Annotated in this window: 13 protein-coding genes; 7 read left to right on the top strand and 6 right to left on the bottom strand. The window is 72.6% G+C overall.

Annotated elements, in window-relative coordinates:
- Positions 1–37: 37 nt before the first annotated feature.
- The 3 genes from J7E22_RS09515 to J7E22_RS09525 all read right to left on the bottom strand — a co-directional run bounded on the left by J7E22_RS09515 (position 38) and on the right by J7E22_RS09525 (position 2299).
- A complete protein-coding gene (locus tag J7E22_RS09515; protein WP_214981404.1) occupies positions 38–610 on the bottom strand; it encodes a PadR family transcriptional regulator in 573 nt (190 codons plus the stop codon).
- Complete coding sequence (locus J7E22_RS09520) at positions 607–1497, bottom strand: DUF4097 family beta strand repeat-containing protein (RefSeq protein ID WP_214981405.1); 891 nt, start codon at positions 1495–1497, stop codon at positions 607–609. The genes J7E22_RS09515 and J7E22_RS09520 overlap by 4 nt, the downstream gene beginning before the upstream one ends.
- 136 nt (positions 1498–1633) lie before the next feature.
- Positions 1634–2299 (bottom strand): YitT family protein, encoded by a 666-nt coding sequence (locus J7E22_RS09525; protein WP_214981406.1) that lies wholly within the window; start codon positions 2297–2299, stop codon positions 1634–1636.
- A 61-nt stretch (positions 2300–2360) separates the two neighbouring features.
- Between J7E22_RS09525 and J7E22_RS09530 the strand changes: the two genes are divergently transcribed.
- The 3 genes from J7E22_RS09530 to J7E22_RS09540 all read left to right on the top strand — a co-directional run bounded on the left by J7E22_RS09530 (position 2361) and on the right by J7E22_RS09540 (position 7974).
- On the top strand, positions 2361–3866 hold the full coding sequence (locus J7E22_RS09530) for a PLP-dependent aminotransferase family protein (RefSeq protein ID WP_214981407.1): 1506 nt from the start codon (positions 2361–2363) through the stop codon (positions 3864–3866).
- A 126-nt stretch (positions 3867–3992) separates the two neighbouring features.
- Positions 3993–4664 (top strand): DUF6518 family protein, encoded by a 672-nt coding sequence (locus tag J7E22_RS09535; RefSeq protein ID WP_214981408.1) that lies wholly within the window; start codon positions 3993–3995, stop codon positions 4662–4664.
- 64 nt (positions 4665–4728) lie between these two features.
- Complete coding sequence (locus J7E22_RS09540; RefSeq protein WP_214981409.1) at positions 4729–7974, top strand: efflux RND transporter permease subunit; 3246 nt, start codon at positions 4729–4731, stop codon at positions 7972–7974.
- Positions 7975–7977: 3 nt separating this feature from the next.
- Here J7E22_RS09540 and J7E22_RS09545 read toward each other — a convergent pair whose 3' ends face one another.
- Entirely contained in the window at positions 7978–8232 is a 255-nt protein-coding gene (locus tag J7E22_RS09545; RefSeq protein ID WP_214981411.1) for a hypothetical protein, read from the bottom strand.
- 186 nt (positions 8233–8418) lie between these two features.
- Here J7E22_RS09545 and J7E22_RS09550 point away from each other — a divergent pair, with 186 nt between their 5' ends.
- Both J7E22_RS09550 and J7E22_RS09555 read left to right on the top strand, forming a co-directional pair.
- Positions 8419–9300: a PPK2 family polyphosphate kinase gene (locus J7E22_RS09550; RefSeq protein WP_214981413.1), complete on the top strand. Its 882-nt coding sequence runs from the start codon at positions 8419–8421 to the stop codon at positions 9298–9300.
- A 266-nt stretch (positions 9301–9566) separates the two neighbouring features.
- Complete coding sequence (locus tag J7E22_RS09555; RefSeq protein ID WP_214981421.1) at positions 9567–11690, top strand: DEAD/DEAH box helicase; 2124 nt, start codon at positions 9567–9569, stop codon at positions 11688–11690.
- Between the two features lie 218 nt (positions 11691–11908).
- Here J7E22_RS09555 and J7E22_RS09560 read toward each other — a convergent pair whose 3' ends face one another.
- Positions 11909–12418 carry a DUF664 domain-containing protein gene (locus tag J7E22_RS09560; protein WP_214981422.1) on the bottom strand — a complete coding sequence of 170 codons (510 nt, stop codon included), beginning with the start codon at positions 12416–12418 and terminating at the stop codon, positions 11909–11911.
- Between the two features lie 61 nt (positions 12419–12479).
- Positions 12480–12971, bottom strand: a complete 492-nt coding sequence (locus J7E22_RS09565) for a MarR family winged helix-turn-helix transcriptional regulator (RefSeq protein ID WP_214981429.1) — start codon at positions 12969–12971, stop codon at positions 12480–12482.
- A gap of 213 nt (positions 12972–13184) precedes the next feature.
- Between J7E22_RS09565 and J7E22_RS09570 the strand changes: the two genes are divergently transcribed.
- Together J7E22_RS09570 and J7E22_RS09575 are read left to right on the top strand one after the other, a co-directional pair.
- Positions 13185–14348, top strand: a complete 1164-nt coding sequence (locus J7E22_RS09570; RefSeq protein WP_214981431.1) for an exonuclease SbcCD subunit D — start codon at positions 13185–13187, stop codon at positions 14346–14348.
- Positions 14348–17323, top strand: a complete 2976-nt coding sequence (locus J7E22_RS09575) for an AAA family ATPase (RefSeq protein ID WP_214981433.1) — start codon at positions 14348–14350, stop codon at positions 17321–17323. The genes J7E22_RS09570 and J7E22_RS09575 overlap by 1 nt, the downstream gene beginning before the upstream one ends.
- Positions 17324–17482 lie beyond the last annotated feature (159 nt).

Raw genomic sequence — 17482 nt, forward strand, 5'->3', positions numbered from 1 at the left:
GAGGCCCTGGTCCGGACCGCCCCGCCGGCGCGCGCCGTCAGAGCGACCGGCGCAGGGCCTCCAGGCCGTCGCGCAGGCGCGTCACCGTTTCGCCGGTGAGCGTGCCGCGCGTCGCGCGACGCCGTAGGTCGGCGCGCACCTGCTGACGGAACGACGCGAGCGCCATCTCGACGTCGCGGAGCGCCCGAGCGCTCTCGGAGGGCACCGACACCGGCGGCTCGGACTGCGACTGCTGCGCGCTGGCCGCGAGGTCGGCGCGGAGGGACCGCATGGCCTCGCCGACCGAGGCCCGCACACCATCGGCGAGGGACTTGACCGAGTCGGTCACGCCCTCCTCGATGGATGCGACCTCGTCCGCGCGGGCGGCGAGCTCGGTGCGGCCGGCATCGGTGATCGCGTAGACGGTCTTGCGGCCGTCGGCGGTCTTCGTGACGAGGCCCTCGTCCTCGAGCTTCGCCAGGCGCGGGTAGACCGTGCCGGCGCTCGGGACGTACGTGCCGCCGAAGCGGTCGCCGAGTGCCTGGATGACCTCGTACCCGTGCATGGGGTGGTCGGCGAGCAGGACGAGCAGGTACAGCCGCAGGTGGCCGTGGGCGAAGACGGGACTCATTCGGGCACCTCGCTGTCGTGGATCGGCGTGGTCGGGGCGTCGCCAGCCGGGGCGTCGGCAGTCGGGGTGTCCGCCCAGGACTCGGGGGCGGCCGGCGGGGCGTGCAGGACCGCGATGTCACCGGACACCGAGTTCACCCGCAGGTCGAGCCAGGCGCCCGAGAGCTCCCCGCCCTGCTTGACGTACGATCCGCGGACGCCGCGGATCTCGCTGTCGTCGAACTGCAGCTTGCCCGAGGCCGTGCTCACGGTGCAGCGGTAGGGCACGCCGTCCTCGAGCCGGACGCTCACCGAACCGGACACCGTGTTCACGCGGGCCGAGTCCGGGGTGCCGTGCAGGTCGAGCACGACGTCCGCCGAGACCCCGTCGGCCGAGAACCGTGGGACGGTGCCGGTCGCGACGACGTCGCCGGAGACGGTGTGCACCGTGAGGGCGCCCTGCAGCTCGCGGATGGTGGTGGTGCCCGAGACCGCGTTGACGGTCAGGTCGCCGGTCACGTCGTCGACGACCAGGTCGCCCGAGACGGTGTTCAGCGTGGCACCGCGGTCGGTACCGGACAGCAGCGCGCCGGCCGAGACCACGCCGACGGTGATGCCGGCATCGCGGGGGACCAGGACGCTCACGTCGGCGTGCGCGCGGCCGCGGAACGACTTCAGGAAGCCGATCGGGTCGTCCCAGCGGATCTGTGGGTGGTCGATCGTCAGGGTGTCGCCGTCCAGCTCGATCTTGAGCGGCTTGCCCGACACGCTGTGCACCTCGACCCGTGCAGTCGGTTCGTCGTGGGCGACGACGTCGACCTGACCACCGGCGAGTCCCACGCGGAGCATGCGGACGATCCCGGTGTCGATGACCTTCGGCTCCTCGACGAGCCATTTCTCCTGCGCCATGTTGCGTCTCCCAACTCGCGATGTATCGCGTCTGTTGCGGACACGTTATATCGCGAGTCGACGGCGCGCAAGGGTTCGGCGTGCTTCCCCTGGACTTCCCGACGGACGCACACCGCGCCTCCAGCCCGGCCGCGGTTCAGGCGACCTCCGAGGCGGAGGTGGGCCGTGCCTCCAGGCCGCGCCGGGCGCTCCCGGCCCGCTCCGGGCTCCAGGGGAACCGGCGGAAGACGGGCATGAGCGGCTGCACCACCGGGCCGATCGCGAACGCCGCGATCACCGTCCCGACGCCGACGTCGCCGCCGAGGATCCAGCCCACGATGACGACGCTCACCTCGACGACCGTCCGCGCCAGCCAGACGGGCCAACCGAGTCGGTCGTGGAGGCCGACCATCAGTCCGTCACGGGCGCCCGTGCCGAACCCGGCGCCGATGTAGAAGGCGGTCGCGACCGCGAGGAGCAGCAGACCTGCGACGAACAGGCCGATCCGGGCCCACAGGCCGTCGGGGGACGGTACGAGCCACAGCACCAGGTCGGCGCTCGGGCCGATCGCCAGCGCGTTCAGCAGCGTCCCGATCCCGGGTCGCTGCCGGAGTGGGATCCACAGCAGCAGGATCACCCCGCTCGACACCACGGTGATCAGGCCGAAGGACCACGGGACCACGCGCTCCAGGCCCTCCGTCAGGACCGTCCACGAGCTCACGCCGACGACTGCGCGGACCTGCAGGGCGGTGCTGGCGCCGTAGAGGAACAGCCCGACGACGAGCTGGACGAACCGGAGGGTGAGGGCGGGACCGCGGGACATGCGTCGATCATGTCGCGGGATTGGACTGCTGGTCGAGAGCCAATCGCGCTACGGTGGACCCATGACGCCGGTCCTGCTCAGTGCTCGTTCCGCCGCCCTGCTGCTCACCGACTGGCGAGCCGGACCGGACGTGCCGGCGTACGAGGCCCTGTCCGACGCCCTCCGCGTCCTGGTCATCGACGGCCGGGTCCCGCTCGGCGTCCGGCTGCCGGCCGAGCGCGGCCTCGCCACGGCCCTCGGCGTCTCGCGGACCACCGTCGCGAACGCCTACGCGCGGCTGCGCGAGGACGGCTTCCTGGTGTCGGTCCGCGGGTCCGGGAGCGTCGTGCGGCTGCCCCGCGACCTGGTCGGCCGACCCGACCCGGAGCGGCTCGGCGGGGTCGTCGAGGGTGACGTCCTCGACCTGCGGAAGGCCGCGATGCACTCGGCGCCCGGCGTCGCCGAGGCAGTGGAGCGGGCGATGCGGCACGTCCCCGCCGCGCTCGCCGGCATCGGCTACGACACCGTCGGGGACCCCGTGCTGCGTGCGGCCATCGCTGCCCGGTACGCCGAACGGGGGCTCCCGACCGATCCCTCGCAGATCATCGTCACCATCGGGGCACAGCACGCGATCGCGCTGCTCGCGCGCGTCCTGGTCCGGCGCGGGGACGCGGTGCTCGTCGAGTCGCCGACGTACCCGCACGCGCACGAGGCGTTCCGCGAGGCCGGCGGCAGACTGGTGGGCGTGCCCGTCGACGCCCGGACCGGGTGGGACGCCGCGGCGCTCGAGACGACGCTCCGCCGCACCGCGCCGGCGGTCGCCTACGTCATGCCGGAGCTGCACAACCCGACGGGGGCGACGATGCCCGGGGCGACGCGGGAGCTGCTGCTGTCGGTGGCGGCCTCGGTGGGGACGACGGTGATCGCCGACGAGACCATGGGGGAGTTGCGGATCGACGGGGAGCCGATGCCGCCGTTGGCGGTGTGGGGTCCGTCAGGTGGTCCTGGGCCGTCAGGTGCGTCCCGGTCGTCGGGTGGTCCCGGCGGGCCGGGTGCGTCCGTCGTCATGATCGGGTCGGCCGCCAAGATCTTCTGGGGCGGTCTGCGGATCGGGTGGATCCGGGCGTCGCCCGAGCTCCTGCAGCGGTTGCTGCTGGCTCGGCCGACGGGCGACCTGGGCACCCCCGTCCTCGACCAGCTGGTGGCGCGGGAGCTCGTGCCACGGACGGCGGCCGTCCTGGAGGCGCGGCGTGCCTCCCTGCGACAGGGTCGCGACGACGTCGTGGGTGCGTTGCGGGCGCGACTCCCGGAATGGGACGTGCCGTCGCCGGCGGGCGGGTTGACGACGTGGGTCGGGCTGGGGCGGCCGGTGTCGAGCGCGCTGGTGCTGGCGGCCCGTGCCGAGGGCGTCGTGCTCGCGTCCGGCGGTGTGTTCGGGGTCGACGGAGGGTTCGAGCGGTTCCTCCGGGTGCCGTTCACGATGCCGCCGGCGGATCGGGCGCGGATGGTCGACGTGCTCGAGCGGGCGTGGGCGCGCGTGGGTGGGGAGAGCTCGGGCATGCGGGGGTCGTTGGCCGCGGTGGTGTGAGGGGTGTGCTGGGTGCTGGTGCTCGCGCGCTGTCGCGGCTCGGGTCATCCTGTGGGGGGACCCGGGTGAGCGCTTCTCGGTCCGAGGGGTGATGTGCGGCGGCGACCGTCCGGCGATCCTGGGACGGTGAACGCGACCCTGACCGACCGCCCCGCCGGACCCGCCCGTCCGGCGCCGGCCCCGACGTACCCCGTGCCCGCCGTGGCCCGGGTCTCGATGGCCATGACCGGTGCGCTGCTCGTCGGAGTGCTCACGTCGTTCGGCCAGGCCGTGCACGGCCTGTCGACCCTCTCGAACTCCGCGGGCCCCTGGTTCGTGGCCGCCGTCGCGCTCTGCCTGGCCATCCGGCCGGGGAGGGGCCGCCTCGCGCTCCCGCTCGCGATGGTGTCCGGAGTGGTGCTCCTCGAGCTCATGCACATCGGCTACTGGGCGACGACGAACCTGCGCGGGTACCCGGACGTGCTGTCGCCCACGAGCTCCTGGGTCGTGATGGCGCTCCCCGCGGGGGTGCTCGCCGGTGCGGTCGCCGTGGGGGTGCGGTCGCGCGACGGCCGGTGGCGGGGCGCTGCCACCGGGGCGACCGCGGCGATCCTGGTCGGCGAGGGCGTGCGGTCGCTCCTGCAGGTGGCGGCCACGACCGGCGCCGGCACGTGGATCGTCGAGATCGGCGTCGGCGTCGTCGTCCTCGCTGCCGGGGTGCTCCTCGCGCGGTCCGCAGTGGGACGCGTGGTCGCGCTCGGCACGGGGGTGCTCGGGACGGTCGGGGTGCTCGCGGTCTACCTCGCCCTCGGCGGCTGACCGAGTTCTCCACAGCCTGGGCCTGTGCTGATGACGGCCGTCCGCGGCCTGCGAGGATCGAAGCGTGCACCTCCTCTCGGTCTTCAGCCTGCGCAACCGGGCGCTCATCGCGCTCATCACCGTCGTCGTGGCGGTGTTCGGTGGCATCGCGCTGACCAGCCTGAAGCAGGAACTCATCCCGAGCGTCGAGTTCCCGCAGGTCGCGATCGTCAGCGCGTACCCCGGCGCCACGCCCGAGGTCGTGTCCAACGACGTCTCGACCAAGATCGAGCAGGGGATCCAGGCCGTCCCCGACCTGAAGTCGACGACCGCGACCTCCTCGACCGGGCAGAGCGTCGTCTCGGCCGAGTTCCAGTACGGGTCGAACCTCGCCAGTGCGGAAGACAAGATCCAGACCGTCGTCAACGCGTTGTCGCTGCCGGACTCGGTGCAGACGCAGATCGTGACGGGCTCGTTCGACGACCTCCCGGTGATCCAGCTCGCCGTGTCGGCGAAGGGTGACCAGGAACAGCTCGTCGACCGCCTGAACGCCACGGCGATCCCCGACCTCGAGAAGCTCGACGGTGTGCGTCAGGCCGACGTGTTCGGCAACCCGGGCCGGCGCGTCGTCGTCACGCCCGACCGGGCCGCCCTCGCCTCCAGGGGGCTCGCCGAGACGGCGATCTCCGACGCCCTGAAGGACAACGGGAAACTGATCCCGGGCGGGACGATCACCCAGGACGGCACCACGCTGTCGGTGCAGACCGGCGCCCGCATCGCCTCGCTCGCCGACATCGAAGCCCTGCCCCTGACCGGCGGGAAGGCCACGGCGACGATCGGGGACGTCGCCAAGGTCGCGATCAAGGAGTCCCCCCGGACGTCGATCAGCCGGGTGGACGGCCAACAGGCGCTGACGATCGCGATCACGAAGACGCAGCAGGCGAACACCGTCGACGTCTCCACGACCGTGCGGGATGCCCTGCCCGGGATCGAGCGGAAGATCGCGGGCGATCCCCGCGTCACCGTCGTGTTCGACCAGGCGCCGTACATCCAGCAGTCGATCAACTCCCTGGCCGAGGAAGGACTGCTCGGCCTCGGGTTCGCCGTGGTCGTGATCTTGTTGTTCCTGCTGTCCGTCCGGTCGACGATCGTCACCGCGATCTCCATCCCGACATCCGTGCTGCTCGCCGCGATCGGCATGCGCGCGGCCGGGTACACGCTGAACATCATCACGCTGGCCGCCCTGACGATCGCGATCGGCCGCGTGGTGGACGACTCGATCGTCGTCATCGAGAACATCAAGCGGCACCTGCAGCCCGGGGTGGACCGACGTCAGGCCGTGCTCGACGGCGTGCGTGAGGTCGCCGGAGCGGTCACCGCGTCGACGCTGACGACCGTGGTGGTGTTCCTGCCCGTCGCGTTCGTGGCCGAACTCGTCGGCGAGCTCTTCCGGCCGTTCGCGCTGACCGTGACGATGGCGCTCATCGCATCACTCCTGGTGGCGTTGACGATCGTGCCGGTGCTCGCGTACTGGTTCCTCCGCGCGCCCAAGGTCCACCGGCACGCCGGATCGCCGGAGCCGACCAGCGCGCGGTCGCAGGCCGACGGCGGGTCGTCCGCCGTGCCTCCCGTCGGATCGGACGCCGCCGCGGGTCCCGCGCGAGTCGACTCGCTGACGTCCGCCGCCGACCTGCACGACGCCGCCGCACCGGATCGACTCCGTCGGGGGTACCAGCCCGTGCTCCTGTGGGTGCTGCGCAAACCGTGGACGGTCCTGGTCCTCGCCGTGGTGGTGCTCGGTGGCACCGGAGCGGCCCTGCCGTTCGTCCAGACGAACTACCTCGGCGACTCGGGTCAGAACACCTTCACCGTCACCCAGGACCTCGCGCCCGGCAGCAGCCTCGACGTGCAGTCCGCCGCGGCGCGCAAGGTCGAACAGCAGCTGCGCGCGGTCTCCGGGGTCACCACCGTGCAGACCACGATCGGCACGAGCGGGCAGTCCTTCCAGGCCGCGTTCGGCGGGGGCAAGTCCGCGTCGATCCAGTACGCCGTCACGACCGACGCAGCACAGGACCAGACCCGCATCCAGTCAGACGTCCGCAAGCGGCTGGACCGACTCGACGGCGCAGGGACGCTGACGCTGTCGTCGTCCGGCAGCGGGTTCGGCGGCAGCAGTGACATCGAGGTGGACGTGACGGCGCCGACGCAGGCCGGGTTGCAGACCGCGGCCGACCAGGTGTTGCGGGAGATGCGGCACGTCGCCGACACGACCGCTGCCTCGAGCAACCTGACCGCCGCGGAACCGTACCTGGCGGTCCGGGTCGACCGTGCGAAGGCAGCAGGACTCGGGCTCACCGAGACGCAGGTCGGTGGCCTCGTCGCCGCAGCCGTCTCGCCGCAGGACACCGGGACCGTCGTGATCAACGACGCCTCGCTCGACGTCTACATCGCCGACCCGACCCCACCGACGACGATCGCCGCACTCCGCGCGCTCTCGGTGCCGACCGCCACCGGCTCGGTACCGCTCTCCGACGTCGCGACGATCGCCCGCGCTGAGGGGCCCACGACGGTGACGACCACCAACGCCGTCCGGACGGCCACCATCACGGTGACGCCGGACTCGGCGAACCTCGGGGCCGCCGTGCAGTCGGTGACGAGCGCGGTCGATGCGCTCGAGCTGCCACGGGGTGCCTCGGCGTCCATCGGTGGCGTCGCGTCCAGCCAGTCGTCCGCGTTCAGCCAGCTGCTCCTCGCCGCGCTCGTCGCGATCCTGATCGTCTACGTGGTGATGGTGGCGACGTTCCGGAGCCTGTACCAACCGCTGCTGCTCCTGGTGTCCGTGCCGTTCGCGGCGACCGGCGCGATCCTGCTGCAGATCGCGTCGGGCATCCCGATCGGGGTGGCGTCGTTGATCGGCGTGCTCATGCTGGTCGGCATCGTCGTGACGAACGCGATCGTCCTCATCGACCTGGTGAACCAGTACCGACGCCGCGGGCTCCGCGTGCGTGAGGCCCTCGTGGAAGGCGCCACGCGACGCCTCCGGCCGATCCTGATGACCGCGCTCGCGACGGTGTTCGCCCTGCTGCCGATGGCGATCGGGCTCACCGGGAAGTCCGGGTTCATCTCGCAGCCGCTGGCGGTCGTCGTGATCGGCGGACTCGTGTCGTCGACGCTGCTCACCCTCGTGGTGCTGCCGGCGTTGTACTTCGTCGTGGAGCGGGCGGTCGAGCGCCGCGCGGACCGGCGGGCGGGCAACGGCGGTGGCGACCCGGCCGGGCACGGAGCCCATGTCGCGGGTGCGGCTCGGGCCGGGGTGGACCTGCCCGGGTAGGGGTCAGCGCTCGGCGGGTGCGGCGGTCTCGACGCCGTGGAACCACGACACCAGGACGCACGTGGCGGTGACGACGAACACGATCGCGGCAGCCTGCGCCAGGACCGCCAGCTGGCCGGTCGACGCCGAGTAGCCGCCGAAGGCGACCGCGGCGGTGAACGACAGCCCGAGCAGCAGTTCGGCGACGGTGCGCACAGTCGTGCGGTTCGGCCACTCGGCTGGGGCCGGGCGTGCGGGACGGGTCGTGGTGTCGGTCACCCCGGAAGTCTGGGGTGCGGCGGCCGCTGCCGGCAGTCCCGATTCCGGGTGCCACCCACGTGGGGCACGGACTTCGCCGGGGCGGTCGCCGGCCCGGGCACGTGCACGGGCTCGGGCACGTGCGCAAGCGCGGGCACCCGCACGGCCGCGGTCGCGCGGTGACGGCCGTGCGGGTGCGGTGCCAGGATGGGGAGTGAGACCGCAGGAGGACCCGTGAGCCGTCGCAAGGCCTGGAACGCCGACCCCGAGCCGTTGCTCCGAGTCGAGGAGGGGTTCCGACTCGACCAGGTCGACCCCGACGCCACCCCCGGCTTCCCCGGTCGGAAGATCGACGGCCTCGAGGCGCTCGCGGCCGGTGCGCCCCGTCTCTCGGCGATGCAGGAACGGCTGCACGCCGCCTCCACCGCTGGCGACCACCGGCGGATCCTGCTCGTCCTGCAGGCCATGGACACCGCCGGCAAGGGCGGGATCGTCTCGCACGTCGTCAGCGCGGTGGACCCGAACGGCGTTCACTACGCGGGCTTCGGAGCGCCCACGGACGAGGAGCGTGCGCACGACTTCCTGTGGCGGGTCGAGCGCCAGCTGCCGTCGGCGGGCAAACTCGGGGTCTTCGACCGGTCGCACTACGAGGACGTCCTCATCCAGCGCGTGCGGGCCATGGCACCACCCGAGGAGATCGAACGCCGGTACGGGGCGATCGTCGACTTCGAGGACCGCTTGGTCGCCGAGGGCACGACGATCGTCAAGGTCATGCTCCACATCTCGAAGGACGAGCAGCGGGAACGGCTGGGAGACCGGCTCGACCGCCCGGACAAGCACTGGAAGTTCAACCCCGCCGACATCGACGAGCGGCTGCTGTGGGACGACTACCAGCAGGCGTACCAGACCGTGTTCGACCGCACGTCCACCGAGCGGGCGCCCTGGTACGTCATCCCCGCCAACCGCAAGTGGTACGCGCGCCTGGCGGTGCAGCAGCTCCTGCTGGGCGTCCTCGAGGACATGGACCTCTCCTGGCCGCCGGCCGACTTCGACGTGGCCGAGCAGCGCCGCCGGCTCGCCGAGTCCTGACCCGGCGGTTCGGACGGGAGGGCCGGATCACCTGATCACGCGCCATCCTCAGCAGCGGGGCTGGCCCCGGTGCGCCCGATCGCGTAGACTCCATCGGTCGGCCTTCGGCGCCGTGACATTGTGATCACGGGATTTCGTTTGGGTGTGTGTTTGCTCGAGGGCTGGATTCACGTCGATCCGCGACGGGAAGAACCCCCTCTCCGCATGCAGCCCCCGCCGATGTCGCTGCCGGGCGCTGCGGACGTCTGCACCCTCAGGAAGTAGCAATGGCCCCGTACAACAAGGGCGGCGCATCTTCGCGCCCCGACGACCGAGCTCGCCATGCGAACGGCACCCCCGCCGCCCGCAGCAGCAAGCACCGTGGCTTCAAGGCGCCGGAGACGTCGCAGCCGCGGCAGAAGCAGCGCTGGGACGCCGACGAGCGTCGCAACCGTTCCTCGCAGGGTGAGCGTCCGGCGCGTCCGAACTGGGAGCCCCGCGACGCCGGCCAGCGTCGTCCGGAGCGTGACGACCGAGGCGGACGTCGCTTCGACCGTGACGAGCGTGCCCCGCGCACGTTCGGCCGTGACGAGCGTGCTCCGCGCACGTTCGGCCGCGATGACCGTGCTCCGCGTCGTGACCAGGACGACCGCGCTCCGCGTCGTTTCGATCGTGACGAGCGCGCCCCGCGCACGTTCGGCCGCGATGACCGTGCTCCGCGTCGTGACCAGGACGACCGCGCCCCGCGTCGGTTCGACCGTGACGACCGGGCACCTCGCACGTTCAACCGTGACGAGCGCGCCCCGCGTCGTGACCAGGACGAGCGCGCTCCGCGTCGCTTCGATCGTGATGACCGTGCCCCGCGCACGTTCGGCCGCGATGACCGTGCTCCGCGTCGTGACCAGGACGACCGCGCCCCGCGTCGTTTCGACCGTGACGAGCGTGCTCCGCGCACGTTCAACCGTGACGACCGCGCCCCGCGTCGTGACCAGGACGAGCGCGCTTCGCGTCGCTTCGACCGTGACGAGCGTGCCCCGCGCACGTTCAACCGTGACGATCGGGCACCGCGTACGTTCGGCCGCGACGAGCGCGCCCCCCGCCGCGACCAGGACGACCGCCCGCGCCGCTCCTTCGAGCGCGAGGACGCCGAGCGCAAGCCGTTCGTCCCCGCGGACGACGTGAAGCTCGAGAAGCTGCAGGCCGACGCGATCGTCGCAGCTGACGTCGAGGGCGTGACCTTCGGCGACCTCGGCATCGGCGGCAACATCTCCCGCGTCCTCGCTGAGCTCGGTGCGACCAGCCCGTTCCCGATCCAGGCGGCGACCATCCCGGACGTCCTCGCAGGCAAGGACGTGCTCGGGCGCGGTCGGACCGGCTCGGGCAAGACCATCGCGTTCGGTGCGCCGCTCGTCGAGAAGCTCATGGAGAACGGCGGCGGCACGAAGCGCAAGATGGGCCGCGCCCCGCGCGCGCTCATCCTCGCCCCGACCCGCGAGCTCGCGCTGCAGATCGACCGCACCGTGCAGCCGATCGCGCGTTCGGTCGGTCTGTTCACCACGCAGATCTACGGCGGCGTCCCGTACGGCCGTCAGACGGGCGCCCTCGAGCGCGGAGTCGACATCATCGTCGGCACGCCGGGCCGCGTCGAGGACCTCCTCAACAAGGGCCACCTCGACCTGAGCGAGGTCGTCATCTCCGTGCTGGACGAGGCCGACCACATGTGCGACCTCGGTTTCCTCGAGCCCGTGCAGCGCATCCTCGAGGCGACGGCGCAGGTCACCCCCGAGGGCAACCGCGCGCAGAAGCTCCTCTTCAGCGCCACGCTGGACGCGCAGGTCGCGGCTCTCGTGTCGCAGTTCCTGCACGAGCCGTCGGTGCACGAGGTCGCGGGGGAGGACCAGGCGTCCTCCACGATCGACCACCGGGTCCTCGTCGTCGAGCAGCGTCAGAAGGACCAGCTCCTCGAGGAGCTCGTCTCGGGCGACGGCAAGACGATCGTCTTCGCCCGGACCCGCGCGTACGCCGAGCGCCTCACGGAGCAGTTCGAGGACGCTGGGATCCGCGCGACCTCGCTCCACGGCGACCTGAACCAGTCGCGACGGACGCGGAACCTCCAGCTGCTCACCAGTGGTCGGGTGAACGTGCTCGTCGCGACGGACGTCGCCGCGCGCGGCATCCACGTGGACGACATCTCGCTGGTCGTGCAGGCGGACGCGCCGGACGACTACAAGGCGTACATGCACCGCTCCGGCCGCACCGGTCGTGCCGGCAAGGAGGGCACCGTCGTCACGATCGTCCCGCGGAGCCGTCGCCGGAAGATCGAGGGCATCCTCGAGAACGCCGAGATCCAGGCGGACCTCGTCGACGCCGCGCCCGGCGATGGCATCGTCCGGGAGCTCGCCGCGCGCTAGTCGTGCACCGTCGAACGCCCCCGTCCTGCTCCAGCAGACGGGGGCGTTCGTGTGTCCCGCCGCCGTGCGCGCGAAACGCCCCCGTCTCGCCAGGACGCCGTCGTGTTGTCGAGACGCCGGCGTTTGCTCGAGACGCCGTCACCCGTTCGAGACGCCGCGGAAAGTCGCGGCGTCTCGGGTTCGTGCGGGTGTCTCGCGGGGACGCCGCCGTCTCGCCGTCAGCGGTTGAAGAAGAGCAGCCCGCGCACGTAGCCGGCCTGGCCGGCGTGCTGCACGCAGTCGTCGAGGATGCTCACCAGCCGGACGCCGGCGGTCACGGGCGGGTCCCATGCCTCGTCGACCACGGCGTCGAGGTCCTCGGCGGCGAGGGTCTCGATGTACGCAACGGTCCGCTCGTGCGCCGCGCGCAGGTACCCGGTCAGGAGTGCTGCGGAGGCCCGAACGCGTCCGACGTCGTCGCGTGACATGCCGTACCCGAGGGCGTCGGCGGGGAACGGCAAACCGAACCGCTCCACCCAGCCGTCCGCGGTCCAGACCTGCTCGGTACCGGCGAGTCCGGCGATCTGCGCATCCTGACCGCGGGCGATGTGCCAGGACAACCACGCCAGGGTGTTGGCCCCGGCTGCCGGGCGGGACGCGAGCTGGTCCTCGGACAGACCGTCGACGGCCCGCTCGACGGTCGCGGGGACGCGGGAGAACGCTTCGATGAGGAGTGCACCAGGGGTCATGGGCAGCACGCTACGCCCGCGCCCCGACAGGCCGTCCGCAGCTGGGCGGTCGCGGCGCAGGTCAGGCGGCGGTCGCGGCGGGGGCGGGGGCCTGCCCGTGTCGGCCGAGCGCGGCACCCATGCGGTCGAGGGCATCGGCGAGCTGACCCCGGTCCTCGGGCGCGACGACGTGACGGAACGCGGACGTGTAGACGGCGCCGACCTCGCGGGCGATGCCCAAGCCGGACGCGGTCAGGTGCAGGAACACGCTCCGGCGGTCTCGGAGGTTCGGGCGGCGTTCGAGGTGGAACCGCTGCTCCAGCCGGTCGATCAGCGACGTCATGCTCCCCGTGGAGAGTTCGAGGTACTCCCCGGCCTGCTTCGGGGTGACCCCGCTGCCGTCGGCCGCGGCGAGGAAGAAGACGAACCGGGTGTCCGTGGCGTTGAGGCCGCGGGCAGCGCTCTCGTGGTGCAGGACGCGGGCGTGTTGGGTCTGCAGCGTCCGGAACGACCGCATGAGTCGGGCGAGGTCGGTGTCGACGCGGTACAGGATCGCAGAGGTGGCGTCCGTCATCGGGGGAACTCGTCTTCTCGTGGGTGGCCGCTGGCGCGACCGGCACGACGGACACACGTCCGCCGTGGACCCATTCAACAGGTACCTTGATGATAAAGATACCCCGTCTCCGGGGGCGCGGTGTCCGACAACGACCGCCCCGGGACCCGGCGACTTGTCCACAGGGCCCGCGGCGGACCCGGAGATGTCCTCGGCCGCCGCTAGCGTGACGGCATGCGCATCCTGCACACCGGCGACTGGCACCTCGGTCGCACACTGCTGGGTGCCGACCTCCTCGAGCACCAATCGGCCTTCGCGGACTTCCTGGTGGACCTCGTCCGGGAGTGCGGTGTCGACCTCGTCGTGATCGCTGGCGACGTCTACGACCGGGCGATCCCGCCGGTCGACGCCGTCCGCACGCTCTCGCGGACGCTGGAACGCCTCGCCGAGACCACGACGGTCGTGCTCACCCCTGGCAACCACGACTCAGCGGCGCGACTCGGCTTCGGAGCCGGGGTCATGGGGTCCCGTGTCCGGATCCTCGCCGAACCGACGGGCGTCGCCGACCCCGTCCTCATCGACGACGACCACGGCACCGTCGCGGTGTACGGCATCCCGTACCTCCACCCGGACCTGACGCGGTACGCCCTCGCGACGGTGCCCGACGAGCCGCTCGCCCGGTCGCACCAGGCCGTGGTCGGAGCCGCCATGGACCGTGTTCGTGCCGACCTCGGGGCCCGCCCGGGCGCGCGGAGCATCGTCGTGGCCCACGCCTTCGTCGGCGGCGCCGAGCCGAGCGACAGTGAGCAGGACATCCGTGTCGGGGGTGTCGACATGGTCTCGGCGTCCGTGTTCGAGGGCATCGACTACGTCGCGCTCGGCCACCTGCACGGACCCCAACGGGTCGCGTCCCACGAACACATCCGGTACGCCGGGTCGCCCCTGGCGTTCTCGTTCGGTGAGCGCAACCACACGAAGTCCGTGACGGTGATCGACCTCGACGCCACCGGTGCCGTCACCGTCGAGACCGTCCCGACGCCGGTGCCCCGTCGACTGGTCGACGTCCGCGGCACCATCGACGAGATCGAGTCCGGCGCGTTCCGGTCCGCCGCCGACGCCTGGGTCCGCGTGGCCGTCACCGACCCGGTGCACCCCGAGCGGTTGTACGCCCGCGTGAAGGACCACTTCCCGCACGCGCTGGCGGTCACGCACGAACCCGCAGACCGGGCGGAGCGGCCCGCTGCGCACGCCGTGACCGCGACGTCGGATCCAGTCGAGGTCGCCGCCGGGTTCGTGTCCTTCGTGACCGGCGCGGCCCCCGACGACGACGAGCACGCGATCCTGACCGAGGCGTACGAGTCCGCCGCGCTCACCCTGCACGGCGAGGGGGCGCGCTGATGTACCTGCACCGACTGGAACTCCGCGCGATCGGCCCGTACCCGGACCTCGTGACCATCGACTTCGCGGCGCTGGCCGCCTCCGGTGTCTTCCTGCTCGAGGGACCCACCGGATCCGGGAAGTCGACGATCATCGACGCGGTGGTGTTCGCGCTGTACGGCGGACTCGCCGGTGCGGACGCGAGCACCGACCGACTGCACAGTCAGCATGCGGATCCCTCGGTCGAGCCGTACGTCGAACTCGTCTTCGAGACCGGTGCCGGGGTGTACCGGGTGCGTCGGACGCCCCAGTACGACCGTCCGAAGCAGCGCGGGTCGGGGACCGTGAAGCAACAGGCGTCCGTGCACCTCGTCCGGCTCGCGAGCCCGTCCGACACCATCGGTGAGCCCGTCTCCGCCCGCATCCCCGAGGTAGCGCTCGAGATCGGCCGCATCATCGGACTCGACCGGGCCCAGTTCCTGCAGACTGTGGTCCTGCCGCAGGGCGAGTTCGCCCGCTTCCTCCGCTCCCCGGGCGAGGACCGCCGGAAGCTCCTGCAATCGTTGTTCGGCACCGAGGTCTACGACCGCACGGCCGACGAACTCGCTGCCCGCCGTCGCGCCGTCCTGGCCGAGGTCGAGGGTGCCGACGCGCGGGTCCGTGACGCGATGGCACGCTTCGCCCAGGCGGCTGGTGTCGACGACGTCGACGAGGGCGGGGTCACGGCCGTCGTCGCAGGCCTGGAGGCAACGGCTGACGTCGCCGAGACCGCTCGGCGGACCGCGGTCGACGCCTCGGCGGCCGCCGAGGCGCACCAGCGGGCGCTCACGGCCCGCGCAGCAGCGCTCGACCGTCGCACCACGCTCCTCCGGCGTCGCGCCGAGCTCGATGCGGCTGCGCCCACCGTGGACGCTGCTCGCGTCCGACTCGCGGTCGACGAGCGCGCAGCCCGGGTCGCCGTCGCCGCACGGGGACTGGACACCGCGCGGGAGCGGGCAGCCGTGACCGCAGCGGCGGCGGAGGGACTCCGCGCGCAGCACGGCGTGACCGCGAGCGGCGCGGCACTGGTCCAGCAACGCTCGGCGATCGAGCACGACCTCGCTGCCGTCCACCACCTCGTCGCCGTCGAGGCCGACCTGCCCGCGCGGCGTCAGGCGACGGAGGCCTCGGTCGCGACGGCAGAGCGTCTCGCCGCGACACTCGTGGAACTCGACGCCGCACTCGACGCTCGACCGGCCGAGCGCTTCCGGATCGTCGAGGCAGCCCGGAGCGCCGCCGAGACCGCCACGGGAGCGGAGGCCGCGCGGCACGAGGTCGAACACGCCGAACGACTCCGAGCCGACCTGACGGCGCGCGCCACCTCGGAACAGCGGGTCACCGACGCGGAGTCCGCCGTCGCGACGACCCGGCAGCGGGCGGAAGCCTCCCTCGCTGCCGAACAGCAGCTCCGGGAACGCCGGATCGCCGGTCTCGCGGGTGAGCTCGGTGCGGCGCTCGTTCCCGGCGACCCCTGCCCGGTGTGCGGCGCGACCGAGCACCCGGCCGTCGCCACCCCGCAGGACGGCCACCCCACCACCGACGACATCGAGGCTGCGGCGGCCGAGGCGCGACGATCCGAGCGCGCACTCGCTGACGCGGCCACCGTCCTCGCGGTCGAGCGTGCCGAACTCACGCGGCTCGGCACGGTGCTCGGCGACACCGACGCCGCGTCGGTCCAGGCCCTCGCGGACGCCGCAGCGTCGCGGGTGCGTGCTGCCCACGACGCATCGGTACAGGTCCTCGACCTGGAACGACGACGGCACGCCCACGACGAGGGCACCCGCGAGCTGCAGCGGCAGCGCAACACCGTGGACATGGATCGTTCCGTGCTCCTGGCCGCCGCGGCGTCCGACTCGGAGCGCATCGACCTCGACGTCCGGACGATCCGGGCCGCGACCGATCGGTTGTCGGTGCACCTCGAGGACCGTCCGGCGACGCTCGGGCTCGCCGTCGAGCGGCTCGACGTGCTCCTCGGCACCTGGCGCGCCGTCTCCGACGCCGACGACTCGGCAGCGGTGGCGCAACGCGGCCTGAGCGAGCGCGCCCAGGAGGTCGAACGCGTCCTCGCCGACCAGGGGTTCACGGACGTCGCGACCGCGCGCGAGGGGGTCCTGGACCCCCGAGACGCCGAGCGCCTGCGGGCTGAGGTCACCGCCGCCGACCGTGAGCGTGCCGTGGTGGACGACGGTCTCACCGAACCGGCGGTCGTCGCGGCTGCCGGGGACGCTGCGGACCTGCTCGACGTCGAGGGCGGCCGATTGGCCGCCGAGGCCGCCGTGCGTGCGGCCGACGACGCCACCCGCGTCGCGGTCACCGCGAGTGACCGTGCGAAGGCGGCGCGCACCTGTGCGAGCGAGGTCGACCGGGCGCTCCGGGCACGCGACGACATCTCCGCGCGCAGCCGGGCCGTGGTCCGCCTCGCCGACATCGCGAACGGTGCGACCGCGGTCAACCCGGCGGGGATCACCCTCGGAACCTACGTGCTCATGCGACGGTTCGAGGACGTGGTCGCGGCGGCGAACGACCGGTTGCGGGGGATGCTCGCTGGGCGGTTCGCGCTGCAGACCTCCGACGAACGCGAGTCGGGGTCGCGTGCGCGGCGGACCGGTCTCGCGCTGGCCATCCGGGACCACACGACGGACACCGTCCGGGACCCCCGGAGCCTGTCCGGCGGCGAGACCTTCACGGTGTCGCTGTGCTTGGCGCTCGGTCTCGCCGACGTGGTGCAGGCCGAGGCCGGCGGCGTGTCGCTCGGGACGCTGTTCGTGGACGAGGGGTTCGGCACCCTCGACCCGGAGGCGCTCGACGAGGTCATCGGGCAGCTGTCACGGCTGACCGCAGGCGGTCGACAGGTCGGCATCGTGAGCCACGTGGAGGAGCTGAAGACGCGGATCCCCGAGCGGATCGCGGTGCGGCGGACGGCGTCCGGCGCATCCCGTCTGACCACGACGGTCTGAGTGACAGCGACAGCGACAGCGACGCCGACGCCCACGGCAACGCCGACGCCGACGCCGACGGCAACGCCGACGCCGACGGGAACGCCGACAGCGACGCCGACGCCGACGCCGACGCCGACGCCGACGGCAACGCCGACAGCGACAGCGACGCCGACGCCG

The sequence above is a fragment of the Curtobacterium sp. ISL-83 genome, assembly GCF_018613895.1.
Classification (GTDB): domain Bacteria; phylum Actinomycetota; class Actinomycetes; order Actinomycetales; family Microbacteriaceae; genus Curtobacterium.